This window comes from Paenibacillus oralis, assembly GCF_003863965.1.
Classification (GTDB): Bacteria; Bacillota; Bacilli; order Paenibacillales; family Paenibacillaceae; genus Fontibacillus; species Fontibacillus oralis.
The window spans coordinates 5,322,046-5,340,945 of record NZ_RRCN01000001.1 but is presented as its reverse complement, the minus strand read 5'-3'; the positions used below and the strand labels follow the sequence as shown (position 1 = coordinate 5,340,945).

Here is an 18,900-nt window from a genome sequence, read left to right as displayed (position 1 = left end):
AATGTTACCCAACAAACTGTATTTCCTGCTTTGAAAAGTATATCCTTTTATAAGCGCCTGCTATATTTCCTTCACCTCGTCAATCGGCAGTGCAATTTCGATGTGCGTTCCTTGTCCTTCCCATGTATGGATCGCGAAAGCAAAACGATCCTGATAACAGAGCTTCAGACGGCTGTACGCATTCTTCATGCCGATCCGCTCGCCCATGCCGGCTTCCTGCTCCAAATACTCGCGCAGTTCTTGCAGCTTGGCGGGGGACATCCCGATTCCGTTATCATCTAAGCTGAAGATCAGCTGGTCTTCGCGCAGGGTAACGGACAGCCTGATGATGCCTTGACCCGGAATCGATTCAACTCCATGGATACTGGCATTCTCGACGAACGGGAGAAAGACCATCTTCGGAATCCGCTGTTCAAGTGCCGCCGGTTCCGCTTCAATGCTGTATTCCAGCTTGTCGCCGAAGCGGTACTTTTGAATCTCCAGGAAGTTCCGAATGAGTTCCAACTCCTCATGGACCGTGACATAGTTCCGGCTCCAAGAGATGGACCGTCTGAACATCTTGGCCATGTTATGGATGATCTTGGCTGTCTCCTTCTCTCCCTTGATTAAACTTCTCATGCGGATCGATTCCATGGTATTAAACAAAAAGTGGGGGTTAATCTGACTGTGCAGTGCATGAAGCTGAGCCTGCTGCTGCTTCAGTTCCAGATCCTTCTTCTGAATATCCGCAAGATAGACTTCGTTGATCAAGTTATGGATCGTCTCTGTCATCCGGTTGAACTCGATCGTCAGCTGGCCGATTTCGTCTCTCGCCTCTTCATGGGGGATCGTCTGGAAGTTCTGGGTTTTCACCTTTTTCATATGCTTTAGTATTCGCACCAGCCGTACATGCAGCGACCTCGACATCGCGGCTATGATCAAGCTGGGCAGCACAAAGTTGATGCATGCAAGCCAAACGACCATGGAACGCGACTTCCGAACCTCTTGAAGTACGACTTCTTCATTCATAACGCCTTGCAGCGTCCATCCCTCCAAATAATTAATTCCAGGATAGGAGGCTGCCAAGCGAAGAGAGTCCTTCGGAAACACAATGTCCCCGAATAGAACCTTTTCCGTCGGCCATTCTGTTCCTGAGTCATTGCTAAACCGCACCCGGCCTTGGGGATCAACGAAGTACACCTTGCCGTCGAACCCGCTGCCCAGGAAATATTGGCGGATGAGATCCATATTCAAATCAATCTTAAGCAGTTGCTCAATGCCTCCGGTATTCTCATTGTCCAGTCTTTGAATCAGGCTGAACGTCTGATCCGAATAGACAAGAGCCGGGTAGGGAGCGGTTGACGATCTTAACTGGTTATACCAGTCCGTATTTCGGGCCTCATCGGTCAATTGTTCAATATAGCCGGAAGATAATATGGTAGGATTGTCCGTATACACCTGATACCAACGGATCCCTTGGGCAGGCTGAGCGGAAAATTCTGTTTTCAGATAGGAGTTGTAAGCCTCGATGTAGTCAATTTGACTGTTAAAGTGACGGGTCAGGGTTGCATTGAATACGGGATCGGCATACATGGAATACGATAGGCCGACTCCTTGGTCGATGGTTACGCGCAAGTCGTTTTTGAGATTGTCCAAGGCCATGCCCGCATCGCGAGTTTTCTGGCTGCGGATATTGTCAGTCGTCACATTGTAGAAGACAACATTGGTTACCACAATGGGAATGAATACCGACAACACATACATGAGCAGCAGCTTGTCGCGCAGTTTCATATAATTCAGATTGAATTTTATGTTCATACACAGCCCCTCTATTCTCTGCCAATCAGCATGTTCCGGTACTCCGTTGGCGACACCTGCTCCAGCTTCTCGAATTGGATCACGAAATAATCCGCATTCTGAAAGCCTACCCGGGCCGCGATTTCGTACATCCTGAGATCGGTTTGGCGAAGCAGCTTCTTGGCCTCCCGCACCCGCAGCTGCAGCAGATATTCGTTGAAATAGCACCCGTAGCTTTTGCGGAACAGCCGGCCCAGATAGACGGGGTTCATATAGAATTGAGCCGCTATGCTCTTCAAGCTGATATTCTCGCAGTAATGGGAGTCAATGTATTTCTTAATCTGCTTGATGCCGCCCTTGGACTGCTCCTTCCGCAGCTCTGCTATATATTGCTCCGCTTCTATGACCGCCAGCAAGAAGTGCTCCTTCAACAGCGTCAGGCTCCAGTTGCCGTAATCCCGTTCGGCCAGCTCCTTCAATCGCTGCACCCCTTCAATACTGCCGTCCATTTCCTTTACTACACTGATCATTCCGGTCATACAGCGGGAGAGGGAGCTGTTAACGGCCTGGGGAGTAAAGCGCTGGGTGCGGAAGATTTCGAACATACCGTCTACCGATTGCCGGTACGCCTCCTGTTTGCCCTCTTCCACTTGCATAATCAGATTGCTTACAGTGCCCGGACTCATGTCGAAAACGTACAGGGGTTTATCCTTAATTTGCGCGTATTCAATAACCCCGCAGCCCTCGGCATACTTATGCCTGGCTGCTTCGTTAGCCTCCAAATAGGACCTGCGGACATCCGTTATGTTATGGACTGTTTCGCCTGCATAAAGGCTGACGTCCGCTCCCAGTTGCCCGGAAAGGGCTGAACGAATCTTCTCCATAGCCTGAGTCAGGCCTCCGTACCGTTCTTTCAGCAGCTCCACAGTAAACAACATCCCGAATCTTCCCTGCTCCTGCTCAAACACGGGAATATCGGATTTCCGCTCTTCAAGGGAATATAACGCTTTCATAAATTGCTTTAGACCAACTTGCAGTTCCCCGGGAGCGGCATGAAGTTCGACCAAGGCATAGCGAAAGCCCGCCGCCCCGGTAAGCCCTAAGGCTGCGGCATATGTTTCCGCATCCTCCAACCGAAGCTTCTCCTGCACCAGGGCCTCCAAAAATGAACCGTTAGCGTGATCTTCTCCCTTCGTCTTGGCAATTTTTCTTTTGCTCATGTTTAGGGCAAGCTTTCTTAGGGTTGCGGTCATCTCTTCATCATCCACAGGTTTTAAAATATAATCATGAACTCCGTAGCGAAGTGCCTGCTGTGCATAACTGAAGTCATGATAACCGCTGATCACGATGAAAAACAGGTCCGAATCGGCATCTTCTTTCACGCTGCGGATGAGGTCCAGCCCGTCCAGAGCGGGCATTCGGATATCGGTGATCACAAGATCAGGCTGCAAATGCTCAATCATATGCAGCGCCTTATCTCCGTTATCCGCCTCTCCCACAATCGTATAATTAAGGTCCTCCCATGGAATCAGCTTCTGCAGCCCTTTGCGGACAAAAAACTCGTCATCCACCAACAAAACTTTGAACATGTCCCGTGTTCCCTCCTGCTTTCGGGCAATTGAGCGGCCGCCGGTAAATAAAGGAGCGGCATGAAAGGAAGCCCTGCGAATGAATCGCAGAGCCTTCCGTTTACAAGTTATATTTGGATGCCGGTATAGATGTGAATCGCGTCGCGCAGGAATTCGGCCATACCGGGCTGGTCTTTGTCGTAATAAGCCTTGAAACGCTCGTCGTCCACATACATCTGGGCGAGGCCGGCGTGGGCCTCCTTGCTGTATTCGCTCCAGTAAAACGTCAGCCAGCGTTTATGCAGATCCGCGGCTTTTTGCGCCAGCTCGCCCGCCGGGTCGCCCGTGCGGAAAGCTTCCTCCAGCGTGGACTGCACTTCGTCCGCCAGCCGGGTTACTTCCTCGTACTGTTCGGGTGTCATATTCATCAGCTTTTCATTGGACTTGTTTACGGTCTCTTCACCGTATTTCTCCCGAATTTCCTTTCCGTATTTCCGTTCGTTCTCCTCGATCATGCTTTGCTTAAAGCCTGCAAATTTCTCTTTATCGCTCATCGTCATTCTCCCTTCGTTTACGGCAATCGTTTTTTCAACGTTGGCGATCAGGATGTCGAGCTGCTTTCTTTTGCCGAGAAGCTGCTCGCGGTGCTCTCGAAGAGCATGGACCCCGTCAAAGTCCGGATCCGTCACGATCCGTTTGATATGATCGAGACTCAGGCCAAGCTCCCGGTAAAACAAAATTTGCTGCAGCCGGTCCACCTCCTGTTGACCGTAGATCCGGTATCCCGACGAGTTGATTCTTGCCGGCTTAAGAATGCCAATCTCGTCGTAATAACGCAGCGTTCTGGTGCTGATCCCGGCCAATCGTCCCAGCTTTTGAACGGTATATTCCATGTTTTCACCTCCTGACACTTTCACTCTACACCTTGCCGTAACGTGAAGGTCAAATCTTTTTTAGTGTTGCTTTTTTATCTGATCAGATCCGTCGGATTCATTCCCGTGATCTTTTTGAACAAGGTGCTGAAATACGGCACATTTTTGTATCCGACCTTCTCCGCCACCTCATAAACGAGCATGTTGCGCTCAAGCAGCAGTTCCCGGGCTTTCTCGATTCTCACGCGGGTAAGGTAATTGTTGAAGGTTTCCCCCGTGATGTTTTTGAAAATAATGGACAGATGGTTCCGCGAAATATAGATTTTTTCCGACAGCTCGGCTAGCGTAATATCTTCGGCGTAATGCTCATGGATATAATGAGTCATAAAATCGACGACCTGCCGGTGTTTGCTGTTCCCCCGAAGCTGGCGGCTTCTGCAGATCATGGATATCTTGGAACACAACCAGTCGCCGAGTTGAACCGGATCGGTCAGCAAAATCAATTCTTTGGCGATGAGATCGTTCGGGAACAAGTCGTCCAGCAAAATACCTGCTTCATATAAGCTGTAGTTGAATACGCCCCACACCTCGCCGGCCTGCATTTGAATATACTCCGGTGTAATCGCTTTCTGATTTTCCAACAGCTTCACTTGCTCTTCAACCAGGGCCTTGGCCTCTTCCTCCTGGGACGATTTGATCGCACCCGCAATTTCAACGTAAAATTTGACCGGAAAAAAAGTGACGGACTGCTGATTTTCGCTCCCCTTCTCTTCCCTCTCGTACAAATACATCTCGTAATTCGGGGTGAGCCGCTGGGTTCTCGAATCAATCGCGCGAAACGCCTCTTCGGTCGAGTCGGGAATTTTCGTCCATTCTTGCTTCATTTCCCCAATGCCGACGCGAATCTGGAGCTTCACATAACATTTGACGCTGTCGATCAGCTTCATGCCCAATTCCTTCAGCCGATCCTCCAATTCCCCGCGTTTCTCCTCCGGCTGGGGATGAACGATCAGCACCGCTCTGGAGCTGTGCAGCTCGGTATATTCGATCGCCGCAAAGATTTTACGCGCCACCTCGCATGCAATATTGCTGATGGCAAACCGGAACAGGTTCCAATCGGTCAGCGGGAATTGGCTGGCCCGCACATCGCGGACCGTATCGATGCCGATGGCGATATGATTGCATTTTGACCAATACCGGTATGGATGCGGCAAGCTGTCGGGAGAGCGGTAGGTGCCCTCCAGCGTCCCGACCACGGCCGATCTTACCCATTCTTTTTCGATAAAAGGCTCGTAAAGCCTGAGTTTTTGCTCAACCTCGCCTTGCTTGAACCGCTTAACTTCCTCTTCCGTCAGTTCCTCGACCACCTTGGACAAAATCCTTTTCAGCGTTGGAACGCTGATCGGTTTGGACACATAGTCGCTTACGTTATATCTTAACGCTTGCCTCGCGTATTCGAAATCGGAATAACCGCTCAAAATAATGATCTTGCCGTCGTACCCTTCCTTTCTCAACTGTTCGATCATGTCGAGGCCGTTCATCGACGGCATATAGATATCCGTGATAATGATATCGGGTTCTGTCTCACGGATCATTTTCAGGCCGTCCGCTCCATTCAGGGCGTCACCCGCCCATTCGGCGCCGAGCTGTTCCCATGGAATTGCCCGCTTCATGCCCTGAAGCACCTGACGTTCATCATCAACGATGGCAATTTTCCACATTTCGCTGTCCTCCTAATCCTCTTTCTTATCCTTCCCCGCAGACTGGGGGGGCTCCGTCAGAAGCGGCAAATCGATCACGACGCGAGCACCGCCTTCTTCCCGCTCCGCCAGTTTGACGCCATAGCGGTCATCGAAGTAACCGGCGATCCTTTCCCTCACATTGCGCATCCCGTACCCGCCTGTGCGGCGAGGCTGTTTCCTGTCGGCAGCCCTACTTAGCCCGGATCCGTCGTCTTCGATCGTGATTTGCAAGCCATCGGTTTTATCCTCGAACCGGATGCGAATAAAGCCGCGGCTCCGGGCATTAAAGCCGTGAACGATCGAATTTTCCACGAACGGCTGGAGCGTTAACTTCGGAATAAACAAATCGCGAAGCTCCGGCGGTGCTTCGATCTCAAATTCAAGCCCTTCGCCCCAGCGAAGCTGCTGGATTTCCAAATAACAAGCAATATGTTCAAGCTCCTCGGCAATCGTGATGAAGCTGTTGCCGTTCGACAAGCCGATGCGGAACATGCGTCCCATCAGCTCAAGAATCCGGCTAAGCTCATCCTGCCCCGCTTCAATGGCCATCCAGTTCAACTGGTCCAGCATATTATAGAGAAAATGAGGATTAATGTTGGCCTGCAGCGCCTCAATCTCCGCTTTGCGCTGTTGCTCGTACCGCCGTTCGAGCGAGCGGTACAGTTCCTCAATCCGCTCGTTCTGCTTGCGGTATCCGGCAAACAGATACCCGAATTCGTTTTCATAATCGCGGGGAAGCTCCGTTTTATTGCCATCGACGAAATCCGACCGCATTGCCGTAACAAGCTGTTTGATCGGCTTCGTAAACTGGCTGCTGAGATAATGGGTTAGCAGGAGGACCGACAAAATGGCGGCCAGGCCGATAAACCCGATCACCATGGCAAGCGTATAACTGCCTTCGGTGATTTGCTTCCACGAGGAAATCTCCACCAGCGTCAAGTTGGAATCCAGCAATTTGGAATACACGAGCAGCGAATCGCCGATTTTGGCATTTCCCCGGATCCGGACATGCCCCGATTCCGCGTCTTTGGCATTGATCCATTCGGACAGCTCCGTATGGTCTAAAACTTGTCCGGTTCTGACCAATTCCCTGCCCTGGGAGTCCACCATCAGCCGATTGGCATTGGAGGTATGGCCGGCCAGTATTTTGACAATCTCTTTATATTTGATATGAATCACCAGTACCCCCAGGTACTTGTCATCGTACACGATTTTGCGGCCAAAACTGAGCACTGGGACCTCTCCCTGAAAGCTTCTTATGTTATGTTCGGTGGACCAGGCGAAATCATTGTTCACAAAAGCGCCGGCCCAAGCCTCTTGGTTTAGCTTGTTCAGGTCCCGGAACTGGATGTAATTGTCTTCTTCCCGCTGAAAAGGGTGTTCCATATATAAATCGATGCCTTGGATCAACGGAATCGAATAGGTCAGATTGGCCAATGCATTTACAACGTTGACGGAACGCCGATAAGTGTCGTATTGGTCCCGCCGATCCTTAAGAAAAGAGATAATCTCGTTATCGCGGGAGGTGGACAGCGAAATTTGTTCGATCATCGTAAGACGCGTCGTAATCTCGTTGTTCAACTCATCCAGCAGCCGCTGCTGATACAGCGAGCTGGTTTTAACTAGCTCGTTGGAGGAAATAATGTAGCTGGCCCACGCGATGCAGGCGACCACGATCACGATGACTACGGCAAAGCTGCGAAAAAAAAGGGTGTCGACGCGGAATTTTTTAAAAGGGCTGATCATCTCTCGGGTGCTCCTTTCCGGTACATAAGGAGAAAAAACGGTAAAGCCGCGAAACGAATCGTTTCGGCAAAGCTCTACCGTTATATTATTGGCGGCCCACCATCCTTATCCCTTTATTCCGGTTGTGGCAATGCCTTCAACAAAATACTTTTGCAGAAACATGAATACGAAAGTGGCCGGCAGAATGGATACGAGCGACATCGCCAGAAGCTGGCCCCATTCCTGAGCGGACTGGGAATCGTTGATCATCCGCAGCGCCAGGCTGACCGTATATTTGTCAACCGAGTTGATATACAGCAAGTGGCCGAGGAAATCATCCCAGTTCCAAAGGAAGCAGAAGATCATGACGGTGACGATGGCCGGTTTGGTCAATGGCAGCACGATCCGCCAGAATATGCCGAACCAGGAACAGCCGTCGATTTTGGCCGATTCATCCAGCTCCTTCGGAATCCCCCGGATGAACTGAATAAGCAGGAAGACGAAAAACGTACCGCCTGCGCCTGCCGCTACCAAGTGGGGAACAATAAACGGCAAATACGTATTGACCCAACCCAACTGGTGGAACAATGAGTATTGCGGAATGATCAATACTTGTCCCGGCATCATCAAGGTTAACATGAAGATGGAGAACCAAAAGTTCTTCAGCGGAAAGTTCAGTCTGCCGAACCCGAAGGCTACCAGCGAGCTGGAGATCAAGGTGACAATCAACACGGCGATCTCCAGGCCGAAGGTATTAAGATAAAAATCCGTAAACGTGTGTCCGGGAACCGAATTCCAGCCTTTCACGAAGTTGCTCCACTGCGGAACCTTAGGAAAAATATTCGGCGATCCCAGCTCGGTATTGCTTTTAAGCGATGCGCCGATCCACCAAAGCACCGGGTAGACCATCACAAAACTGAACAGAATCATGAAAATATGCCGGATGAACGGTTTTATTTTGATCATCATCTGCGTCTCTTTCTCCCTTCCGTCTCCGTTTCATAGAACACCCAGTATCTCGACGTTCCGGCGATGATCAGCGATGCGATGACGATGATGACCAGCATGATCCAGGCGAGCGCCGAGGAGTATCCGAGCTGATACCGGCTAAACGCACGTTCGTACAGATAGAGGGCGTATACGTAGGTCGAGTTCATCGGACCTCCGTTGGTGATGACAAACGCGGAGGTGAACATTTGGAACGCGTTGATCACGCCCATGATCAGATTGAAGTAAATAATCGGCGACAGCATCGGAAGCGTAATGCGGAAAAACTGAACAAATTTGTTCGCCCCGTCCACGGAGGAAGCCTCGTACAAGTCGTTCGGAATTTGCTTCAGCCCCGCCAAGAAGATCACCATCGCGGAACCAAACTGCCAAACCGCAAGCAGAACGAGCGTACTCATCGCGGTATCCGGGCTGGTGATCCAGCCCTTGCCTTCGAACCCAAAGGTGGCGATGATTTTGTTGAAAATCCCCTCTACCCCAAAGATGTTCCGCCAAAGCATGGATACGGCGATACTTCCGCCGATCAGCGATGGAAAATAGATCGCTGTGCGGTATATGCCGATTCCGCGAACGGCTTTGTTCAGCAGCATGGCGATCAACAAAGCCGCGATCAGCTTTAAAGGGACGGAGGCGATCACGTATTGGAACGTAGCGCGAAGGGATTCTTCAAATTTCGGATCCGAGGTAAAGATGTTGACGTAGTTTTTGGTTCCTACCCATTCGATCGGTCTGAGCAGGGTGTAGTTCGTAAACGAATAATACAGCGATAATAAAAGCGGATACGCCGTGAGCCCGATAAAGCCGATCAGCCAAGGCGAAATAAATAAATAGCCGGCAATGGGAGCATCCCATCTTTTCAAAGAAGAACGTCGTTTTTTCTTCACGATCCTCTCCTGATTTGCGGCTACGGGTGCGGAACGACCCATATGCGATCACCTCTGTAGTTTGTCTGATAGCTTAAGTATAGATGGGTCTCCAAGGCGGTTAAATGAGGGTAATCCTCGATTTCTTTTAAAATATCACGAAAAAATCCTAACGGACACGGCGTCACATTTTCGTTTTATACTTTCCGGACAATTGCCGCTTCCTGTTTTGTTTCCTCGCTTGACGAACCGTGTCCGGGGCCGAGCAAATTCAGGATCACCACACCGATGATAATCAAGCCGATTCCGATGATGCTGCCGGCATTGATCTTTTCTTTCCAGATGAGCACGGAGATGATGACCGTCAATACGGAACCGAGTCCGGACCAAATGGCGTACGCGGCGTTCAAGGGAATCGTTTTAAGCGACAATGACAAAAAATAAAAGGAACATACGAAGGCGGCGATACTAATTAAAGAAGGCGTTAACTTGGTAAATCCTTGGGAAGCTTTCAGCATCGAAGTCCCGATCAGCTCGCTGGCAATAGATATCAACAGTAACAAATAAGCCATTATTTTCTCTCCTCAATCTCATTTAAAATGTACCGGATTACCTTTTCTTTTAACGCTTGATCCGGCGGGGCAAAACCGAACATTTCGGCAAACCACAGACCGTCGGCGGCCAGCCTGAACAACGTCGAAACCACGGGGTCCAATCCGTCATTTTCGATGTTTTTTTGAAGATCACGGTATTCGTCCTGCATTTCCCGTAACAGATGCGGATTGGTGAAAAGCGCGGTGGAAAGCGCGATCGTCATGTCGTTTTCGTTTTGCACCGAATCATAAGTGGTCTCTATGTAAGCTTTAATCCACGTTCCTTTTTCGCTCGGGTCCTTGTCCGCCCTGGTCCTGAGGCTACCGACGAAGTCATCGGAATATTGCTTTACCATGCCTGAAATCAATTCTTCCTTGTTCGGAAAATGATAAAGCAGGCCGCCTTTGCTGACCCCGGCCTCTTGAGCGACGGCATCCAGGGTTAAATGCTCAACGCCGCTTACTCTCGCCACTTTTGCGGCAGCCTGTAAAATCACGTTTCGCTTGGACGCTTTTTTGGAACCTTCCATGAAATCACCTCCGAATTTAGTATACCGTCTGGACGGTTTGGTTTTCAATTTTTATTTTATCTGCTTGCCCCTTCGGCGGCTGAACCCGTGTTCCCCACGTTGGAAAAATCCAATCTAACCAACAGCGGACGTCACCATTCTGAAATTCTATTGGATAATTCCAACGCAAAAAGAGGAATGGTTGCCCATTCCTCTGAAATAAGTCCGCAAATGAAATTCATGAGACCGCCGGCGGCAATCCGTCATGCCGATTAATAAATCCGTCTGCCCCGTTCGTCGGGGATGCCGCTTTTGCGTAAGAAATACGTGTTGATCTGATCCCGCCATTCTTTGGCGTGTTCCGCCTGCTCCGCCAGCCGGAGCGCGACCTGCTTGTGCAGCGAATCGGGGATCAGGCCGGTCAGGCTGCCCCAGTCTATTTCCAACCGGGCGGCGCGCTCCGCACCTTCGAAATGCGTGTCGTAGATGTGCTGGATGACCGTTTTGCCGGAATGAAGGACATGGGTGTACGGGACGTGATGGAAAAACAGCAGCAGTTCATCCGGGCAGCTATCCAAAGATTCATACAGCCTGAAATTAGGCTCGGCGTATTGGGCCGTATAACCCGTTCCCGTCGCTTTGCTCCGGTCCACCCCGATCCCATGGCAATCGGCAAAATGGTACGTTCCCCACATCGAATATTCATAACCGTCGACGTTGGGCCCGTAATGATGGTTGGGATTGACCATGAATCCGATGCCAAGCGGCGCCGTGTAGGATTCGTAAATGCTTAGGGAATCGAGCAAAATGCCGCAGATCGTCTGAACCACCCGCTTCTCGTTCCCGAAGGTCAGGCGAATCCACTCCTCCGCGATTTCCTCTGCGGTCAGTCTCGGATTCCAGGCGAGCCGGCCGTACCCGTACAGATTGGCCTGAGCAAGCAAATGCCCGGTCCAGTTGGTGCCATCCCCAATATTGGAAACGGCCGCGAAGCCGCTGTACCGGCTGCCGTGTGCCGAACCGTCGACAATCCGCCCCACGGACGTGCCCTCCCCCTGCAAATACGTATCGAATTCCAGCACTTCCTTCCATTGCGGCACCAGATAACACACATGCCGCTGCTGTCCGGTATACTCCTGGGTAATCTGAAACTCGATCATCTGGTTCGTGGCAGGCATTGCGCCAAGGAGCGGCGACACAGGCTCCCGCACCTGAAAATCGATCGGCCCGTTTTTCACCTGCAGGATGACGTTATCATGGAAGCGGCCGTCCAGCGGGACAAAATGATCGTATGCCGCTCTGGCCCGGTCCGTCTTCCGGTCGCGCCAATCCTGCTTGCAGTTGTATACGAAGCAGCGCCAGATCACGACGCCGCCGTGCGGATCCAGCGCTTCGGCCAGCATATTGGCGCCGTCCGCGTGGTCGCGGCCGTAGGTGAACGGCCCAGGCCGGTTCTCCGAATCGGCTTTGACGAGAAAACCGCCGAAATCGGGGATATACCGGTAAATGTCCGCCGCCCGCTCGCGCCACCACCGCCGGACCTCCGTGTCCAGCGGGTCGGCCGTAAGCAAACCGCCGATCTCCAGCGGAGCCGCGTAATTGATACTGAGGAACAACTTGATCCCGTAATTGCGGAAAATCCCGGCAAGCCCGGCCACCTCCGGCAAATACGCCTCCGTGATCAGCATTGTTTCCAGGCGGTGCACATTTACATTGTTGATCGATAGGGCATTCACCCCGGTAGATGCCAGAAGCCTGGCGTAATCGCGAATTCGCTGCAAATCGGAGTTAATTTTCCCGTCCGCATAAAAAATCGAGTTCCCGGCATAACCGCGTTCAATCGACCCGTCGATATTGTCCCATTGGTTGATCATCCGGAGTTGGTTGACCGGATTTTCCACGATATGAAGATCGCTAATGGGGCTGCCAATACCAATCAGTCTCAGCAGATGGAAAACGCCGTACAGCACGCCTGCGGAAGAAACCGCGCCAATGGCGATACGGCCGGCGGACAGATCGCTTTGGATCGCGAAGCCTTCCGCTCCGATGCCTGCCCGCGTTTCTTCGTCAATGAATTCCTGAAGCAGCGTGTTGCCGCCGATGGTTCCAATCACAATGCCTGAACCGCCATCCCAGATTTGTGAAATCTCGGGCGTCTGCCCCAACATCCCTTCCAGTCCGCGGACGAGTTCGGCCACGGCGGAAACGATGATTTCATCCTGTTCCGCAACGACAATGCGGCGATAATCAGCATACTGTTCAAGCGTTTTGCCTGCTAACCGGTTATACCCAAGCCAGGCCTGATAGCCCGTGTTTTTTGCGAAAAATGGTGTATGGCTCATTCGTCCACTACGCTCCTGTCAAATAATTTGGAAAAGCGGCTTTTCAGCAACAAAATAAACGGGAAGGCCCGGGAACCGCGCCCTGAGCACACCCGCCAAATAATTCATGCCGGGCTCCTCGCTTTGCGCGTGGCCCAAGACGATGATGGCCTTGCGTTTTCCTTGCTGCACGGCATCTCTTACATATTCGGGAGTTTCCCACTCCGGTCCTTCGCCCAATATAATCAAATCCAAGTTTTCCTGCTCAAAAAGCGGAATCGCCATAAGGCCGCCGCCCCTGTATCCCGCGAGCATGCCAATTCGCGAACATATCATGGACAGGTCGCCAACGACGCGCACATACGGAACGCCAAGCTTGCTCTTGAGGTGGCCGGCAATTTCACGTACGCTCGCCTCCGGAATTTGGATGATGGCCGATGCCGGATGATATTCCGCAAGGTGCTTCTGCCAGTCCAACTGCTCGATAAGCCCGGTCATGATACCGTCGGGCTGATAACGATGCCAATAATCATGGAACCTGAAAATCGCCATTCCGGTTTCCTCGATCAGCTTTCGTTTTTCCGTGGCTACAGGATCGTTTTTAATGGCTTCTCTATTATTATGATGGCTGAAGAATATCCCCTCGTGGCTGATCAGCAGATTTGCCCCTGCCTTTGCGGCCTGACGAATGACATCAGATGAGGCCACGAACGCCGTGGCAATCCCCCTGACTTCCGCCGACGGATCTCCGAATTCAAGCACATCCACCGTCGTTTCAAGCTGCCCCACGGGGTTGATGAGTTCTTGAATAACATCCTCGATTCGAAGCGGCATGGTTTCTCCCCCTTCTATCCTTATAATCTATGACTGGGTAATATAATACCCGGAACAAGGTTAGCGTTCCGGGTTTTGCGTCTGGCCAAGCTTAGTTTTCGTAAGATACGGAAGCTTCCTTCAATTGATCAAAAGCTTGTTCCGGAGTAATTTTCCCGAAACTGAGTTGGTCATGGACATAAGGGAAGTCTTTATCGATAAAGTTCGTCCAACCGCCAGCGCCTGCCGTCCAGATTTGCGCGTCAGGTGCGGAAGCGTTATACATGTCCAGACCGCCTTTATCCGTTTCGCTCATGCTGGATTCCAGAATTTTTGCGCTTTCGCTATTTGCCGGGATACCGCGCAGAGTGCCCAGGGTCTTAGCTGCTTCCGGATCATTAACGAACCAGTTAACAAATTCGATAGCTTCTTTTTGATATTTGGAGTCATTGGTAACCGCCAAATACATAGAAGGCTTCACCCATCCTCCCGCTTGCTCCGCACGAGGCATCGTCACAAGGGAGTAAGCGCCTTTTTTCAAGCTATCCCAAGAAGTGAGCCCATTGGAGAAGCTGTAACGGAACAAAATTTTGCCCGATGCCATCAGATCCATTTGCGGATCAAGCTCCTTGTCCGCCGTGTTTACGTCTGCCGGAGGCACCAGCCCTTCCTTCCGGAGCTTGTCAAAGTGATTTGCCCAGTCGATGAAGGTATCACGGTCGATGTTGAAATGGCCATCGTCCGTAGTGACCGGGCCCTTGCCTTTAGCGTATTGATAGGCCGAATACACGAAGTAGTTGGCGGCATAATCTTTTACGAAGTATTGTCCTTCCGGCAGTTTGGATTTGGACGATTCGGCTAACGCGAAGAAATCGTCCCATGTCCAGCCGTTGGCCGGAGTTTGAATGCCCAGTTTGTCGAGGGCGGCTTTATCGTAAATCATGCCGAACGCAACCGATCCAAGCGGAACAGCGTATTGTTGGCCGTCAAGCGAGCCGCCCGCGAGCAGCTTCGGATCGAACTTGGATACATCCACATCGGTCAATGGAGCCAATTGATTCCGGCTCATCCAGTCCGGCATCCAGCCCGGATCCAATTGAACGATATCCGGAGCATTTTTAGCCGCTGCTTGCGTGGAGAGCTTATCCAGATAACCGTCCATACCGGAATACTCCGGTTCAAAAGTGATGTTAGGATGATTTTTCGTGTACAAATCAAGGGCGGCTAACGTAGCCTGATGCCGATCCTGTGACCCCCACCACATAATCCGAAGCTTAACTTGCTTGTTGCTCGTGTTCGCAGCCGCGTTTCCGGAATTTCCCGTTTGCGAATTATCGGCAGAATTTCCTCCCCCGCCGCCGCAGGCGGCCAACGAACCTACCAGTGAAGCTGTTACCGCCACTTTAAGTAAACGCTTCCAACCAAACATTGTGAAACCTCCTTTTGAATAGCAAAAATCTGTTTTCATCTCCTATAGTACCGATTCGAAGAGGAGGTTTATATAAGAGCAATGCACGATTTGTTATAAAATTCCTCGAAAATAATAGATCATTCCTCCCGGCATCTCTTAAAAGATACTCCAGTTAAACTCGCTCGACAGCCGCTCCAGCAAATGGACGCCCGCGATGCTGTTTCCTTTCGGGTTCAGCGCCGGCCCTACCACGCCGATGCCCAATCGGCCGGGGACCAGGGTCAAGATGCCTCCCGATACGCCGCTTTTGGCCGGGAGTCCCGCCCCGATCGCGAACTCGCCCGACCCGTTGTACATCCCGCACGTGACCATGAACGTTTTGGCGATTTGCACGTAACGCCGGGGAATCAGCTTCTTGCCGGTGATTGGGTCCGTGCCGTCCTTTGCCAGCACCAACGCCATACGCGCCAAATCGGCGCAGGTTACCTCGATCGAGCAGTGGCGGAAGTAGATGTCCAGCACTTCTTCCACGCCGCAGCCCAGAATCCCTTTATCCAGCAAAAAATAAGCCATCGAACGGTTCAGATGGCCCGTCGCCGCCTCGGACCGATATACCTCCAAATTGTAATCCAGCGAAGGATTTCCGGCCAACTCGCGAAAAAACTCCAGGATGCGGGCCGATTTGTTCGCCGCGCTGTCGCCCTGGATCATCGATGACACCACGATCGCCCCCGCGTTGATCAGCGGGTTAAACGGAATCGCCGGCTGCACCAGCTCGAGCTTCATGATCGAATTGAAGTTATCGCCCGTAGGCTCCATGCCCACCTTGGAAAAAACCGCTTCTTCCCCATGATCCATCAACGCAAGGATCAACGTAAACACCTTCGAGATGCTCTGCATCGTAAACGGAGCCTGGGCATCTCCGGCGCTTACGGATCTTCCTCCCGCATCAATCAGGTGGATCCCCAGCCGATGTTTGGGCGATTTCGACAATTCCGGAATATACGTGGCCACGGTTCCCTTCGCGCTTTCCCGTCGGCTCGTTTCCACCCACTCCGGCAAACATGCTTCCAATCGATCGAGTTCGTTCATGGCCTGTTTCCTCCAATCGATCACGATGTTGGGCCGGGACGAAACGCCGGCGATGCCTTTGCTTCGTCCCGGTCAGAAAATGGAGTTACTGCTGCGAATCACTCAGCTTCTGCTTGGCCAAACGGATCATTTCCCGGACCATCGATCCGCCGATAGCGCCGCCGATTTTGCCGGCCTCCTCCGAGGTCAAATCCCCGTTGTCGCCTTCCTTTAGCGGCACGCCAAGCGATTCGGCCACCTCGTATTTCACGTCGTCCGGATGCTGCGGATCGACGGGGTAGCCTTCGCGCCGCATAACCTCCGCTTTGAACTGCTTCAGGTCCGCTTCGCTGGCGCCTTCCGCCGCCGGACCGTTTCCTCTTCTTTTTACCATGGATATCCCTTTCTTTCAATCAAGAATTATCCATAACATGCCCCGGAGGAGACAAAATAATCGAGCGAAAAATGTATAACCGGCCGGCAAAAACGGAATGAAATAGTATTGAACATTGTTTTTCGTGATGAAGATCATAGTCCGTATGAGTGATAAAAATGATAATTTAATCCGATAATTAATTTTTATCGAAATGCCATTTCTAAGATAAGTGTTCAACAACCTTTAAAGAAAAGAAGGGTTAGAAATGAACTTGAATCAATATGTTCCGCTCATCGCCAAACCGGTCAAAGCCGTCTTAAAACCGGCTCAGGAAGTGGGAATCATCCTCGTTTCGGCGCTGCTTGTGGCCGCTGGGCTTAATCTGTTTCTGATCCCCCACAAGCTGCTGTCCGGCGGGCTGACGGGCGTCGCCTCCTTCATCGGTTATTTTACGGACTGGAATATATCGATTCTGTACTTTCTGCTGAATGTCCCGCTCATCGCCTGGGGCTGGAAGGCGGTTGGGCGGCGGTATATCATTTTAAGCTGCATATCCGTCGTGAGCACGACGTGGTTCATGGCGATCATCCCGCAGATCCAGGTGACCAATGACCCGATTCTCGGTGCCGTGTGCGGCGGGATTATCTCAGCGGCGGGCATCGGATTTTCACTGCGCGTGGGCGGCTCGACCGGCGGCTTCGATATTCTCGGATCGATCGTTACCCGTAAATACGACGTCGCGATGGGCAATATTTTGTTTCTCCTGAACGGCGTCGTAATTCTGGCGCTCGGGTTTCTTCAGAGTTGGGACCTGGCTCTCTACTCCATGCTTTCGACCTTCGTCAAAGGCAAAGTCGTCGACATGATCCATGTCGGACATATCAAGGTCACCTGCTTTATCATCACCAAGCAAAAAGAGCAGATGCTCTGCCGTTTGCGCAAGCTTCACCACGGCATTACGTGCATCCACTCGGAAGGCGGGTACAGCGAGGAGAAAAACTACATGCTGATGACGGTAACGACCCGCTATGAGCTGGCCGCCGTGCGCAAAGCGGTGGCGGAAACCGATCCGTACGCCTTCATGAACGTGGTGCAGTCCACGGAAATCCTCGGGCGGTTCGCCCGGACGGTGAAATAACCCAACAATAAAGACCGTTTCCCAAGTTTAGGAGACGGTCTTTTGCAGGCGATGTATTATTTTTCAAGTCCATATATTTCGTACAGCTGGTCAAGCATCAGATTGGCCGCTTTGATGCCGCCGGCGGTATTCCAGATGGCGTCATCCACTTTATAGACTTTGCCGTTTTTCACCGCGTTCAGGTTTTTCCATAGCGGATCGTTCGTCCAGTCAGTTTCGGTCTGATTCGCTTTGCCGTCGCCCGTTTCGTAAGTAAAGTAGAACAAGCGGTCGGCGTCCGCTTCGGACAGCCGTTCTTTCGTAATTTCATCGACGAACGTGTCTTTGGCGTTTTGCGTCATTTCATTTCTGGCGATGCCAAGCTGCTCGAAAATAATTCCGGAGAATGTGTTCGTGTGATATACGCGGGTTTTGCCGTCCATGAACCGGACAACCGATACCGTTTCTTTCAGCTTGTCGCCGGCCTTGGCTTTGAAATCTTCAATCCGCGCTTCGAAGGCGGCCAACAGTTCGTCGCCTTTGTCGGTCATTCCAAGCGCTTCCGCGTACAGTTTGAAATTGTCCATCCAATTCCCGCGCAGGTCTTCGGACATGATCGTTGGAGCGATCGCATTCAACTGCTCATAAACCTTCTCCTGGCGCATCTTGTTCCCGATGATCAAATCCGGCTGCAATCCGGCAATCAACTCCAGATTCGGCTGGCTCTCCTCGCCAACCACTTCAACCCCGTCCATCTCGGCTTTGATATGCTCATACCAAGGGTCTCCGGTCCAGGAACGGACGGCGCCCACCGGTTTGACTCCCAGGGCAAGCAGGGCTTCCGTGCCTTCATTGGTCAAAATGACAACTCGCTTCGGCGTACCGGCTATTTTCGTTTCCCCCATCGCATGTTTAACGGTACGGACATCATCGGCGGCCGCGTTGCCGCTTGAGTTCCCATTCTCCGCGGCCGGCGTGCCGCTTGCCGCTTGGGTATTGCCGGATGCCCCTTGGCTTTGATTGCTTCCGCATCCGGTCATTGCCAGCAAGAGCGTCAAAATAACGAGCCCCCACCAAACGGTGCGATTTCGAATGATGTGATTGCGAGTAAAGCTCATGAAAGTTCCCCCTTAAA

16 protein-coding genes are annotated in these 18,900 nt (G+C 51.7%); 1 reads left to right on the top strand and 15 read right to left on the bottom strand.

Translation table 11 applies throughout. The features are described 5' to 3' along the window. Nucleotides 1-60: 60 nt before the first annotated feature. The 14 genes from EHV15_RS23830 to EHV15_RS23765 form a co-directional block, all read right to left on the bottom strand. Nucleotides 61-1,797, bottom strand: a complete 1,737-nt coding sequence (locus tag EHV15_RS23830) for a sensor histidine kinase (RefSeq protein WP_128633413.1) — start codon at nt 1,795-1,797, stop codon at nt 61-63. 11 nt (nt 1,798-1,808) lie between these two features. Beyond that, nucleotides 1,809-3,365 (bottom strand): response regulator, encoded by a 1,557-nt coding sequence (locus EHV15_RS23825; protein ID WP_128633412.1) that lies wholly within the window; start codon nt 3,363-3,365, stop codon nt 1,809-1,811. A 107-nt stretch (nt 3,366-3,472) separates the two neighbouring features. Continuing rightward, the gene (locus tag EHV15_RS23820) at nt 3,473-4,237 is read right to left on the bottom strand and encodes a MerR family transcriptional regulator (RefSeq protein WP_128633411.1); all 765 of its coding nucleotides are present in this window, start codon (nt 4,235-4,237) and stop codon (nt 3,473-3,475) included. Nucleotides 4,238-4,311: 74 nt separating this feature from the next. Continuing rightward, nucleotides 4,312-5,937 carry a response regulator transcription factor gene (locus tag EHV15_RS23815; RefSeq protein ID WP_128633410.1) on the bottom strand — a complete coding sequence of 542 codons (1,626 nt, stop codon included), beginning with the start codon at nt 5,935-5,937 and terminating at the stop codon, nt 4,312-4,314. 12 nt (nt 5,938-5,949) lie between these two features. Beyond that, nucleotides 5,950-7,704, bottom strand: coding sequence for a sensor histidine kinase (locus tag EHV15_RS23810; RefSeq protein WP_128633409.1), 1,755 nt, complete (start codon nt 7,702-7,704; stop codon nt 5,950-5,952). 105 nt (nt 7,705-7,809) lie between these two features. Further along, entirely contained in the window at nt 7,810-8,652 is an 843-nt protein-coding gene (locus tag EHV15_RS23805) for a carbohydrate ABC transporter permease (RefSeq protein WP_128633408.1), read from the bottom strand. Further along, the gene (locus EHV15_RS23800) at nt 8,649-9,617 is read right to left on the bottom strand and encodes a carbohydrate ABC transporter permease (protein WP_128633407.1); all 969 of its coding nucleotides are present in this window, start codon (nt 9,615-9,617) and stop codon (nt 8,649-8,651) included. Before EHV15_RS23800 ends, EHV15_RS23805 begins: the two co-directional genes overlap by 4 nt. A 134-nt stretch (nt 9,618-9,751) precedes the next feature. After that, on the bottom strand, nt 9,752-10,129 hold the full coding sequence (locus EHV15_RS23795) for a DMT family transporter (RefSeq protein ID WP_392391858.1): 378 nt from the start codon (nt 10,127-10,129) through the stop codon (nt 9,752-9,754). Further along, nucleotides 10,126-10,677 (bottom strand): TetR/AcrR family transcriptional regulator, encoded by a 552-nt coding sequence (locus EHV15_RS23790; RefSeq protein WP_128633406.1) that lies wholly within the window; start codon nt 10,675-10,677, stop codon nt 10,126-10,128. Before EHV15_RS23790 ends, EHV15_RS23795 begins: the two co-directional genes overlap by 4 nt. A gap of 251 nt (nt 10,678-10,928) precedes the next feature. Next, nucleotides 10,929-12,998 (bottom strand): alpha-glucuronidase family glycosyl hydrolase, encoded by a 2,070-nt coding sequence (locus tag EHV15_RS23785; RefSeq protein ID WP_128633405.1) that lies wholly within the window; start codon nt 12,996-12,998, stop codon nt 10,929-10,931. Between the two features lie 18 nt (nt 12,999-13,016). Next, on the bottom strand, nt 13,017-13,811 hold the full coding sequence (locus tag EHV15_RS23780) for a Nif3-like dinuclear metal center hexameric protein (RefSeq protein WP_128633404.1): 795 nt from the start codon (nt 13,809-13,811) through the stop codon (nt 13,017-13,019). A 91-nt stretch (nt 13,812-13,902) separates the two neighbouring features. After that, entirely contained in the window at nt 13,903-15,219 is a 1,317-nt protein-coding gene (locus EHV15_RS23775; protein ID WP_128633403.1) for an ABC transporter substrate-binding protein, read from the bottom strand. 138 nt (nt 15,220-15,357) lie between these two features. Continuing rightward, nucleotides 15,358-16,293: a glutaminase A gene (gene glsA, locus EHV15_RS23770; RefSeq protein WP_128633402.1), complete on the bottom strand. Its 936-nt coding sequence runs from the start codon at nt 16,291-16,293 to the stop codon at nt 15,358-15,360. A gap of 85 nt (nt 16,294-16,378) precedes the next feature. Next, the gene (locus EHV15_RS23765) at nt 16,379-16,666 is read right to left on the bottom strand and encodes a small, acid-soluble spore protein, alpha/beta type (protein ID WP_178075942.1); all 288 of its coding nucleotides are present in this window, start codon (nt 16,664-16,666) and stop codon (nt 16,379-16,381) included. A gap of 247 nt (nt 16,667-16,913) precedes the next feature. On the opposite strand from EHV15_RS23765, the gene EHV15_RS23760 reads away from it, so the two are divergent. Then, on the top strand, nt 16,914-17,786 hold the full coding sequence (locus EHV15_RS23760) for a YitT family protein (RefSeq protein ID WP_128633401.1): 873 nt from the start codon (nt 16,914-16,916) through the stop codon (nt 17,784-17,786). A 56-nt stretch (nt 17,787-17,842) separates the two neighbouring features. Here EHV15_RS23760 and EHV15_RS23755 read toward each other — a convergent pair whose 3' ends face one another. Then, nucleotides 17,843-18,883, bottom strand: a complete 1,041-nt coding sequence (locus EHV15_RS23755) for an ABC transporter substrate-binding protein (protein WP_128633400.1) — start codon at nt 18,881-18,883, stop codon at nt 17,843-17,845. Between the last annotated feature and the right edge of the window lie 17 nt (nt 18,884-18,900).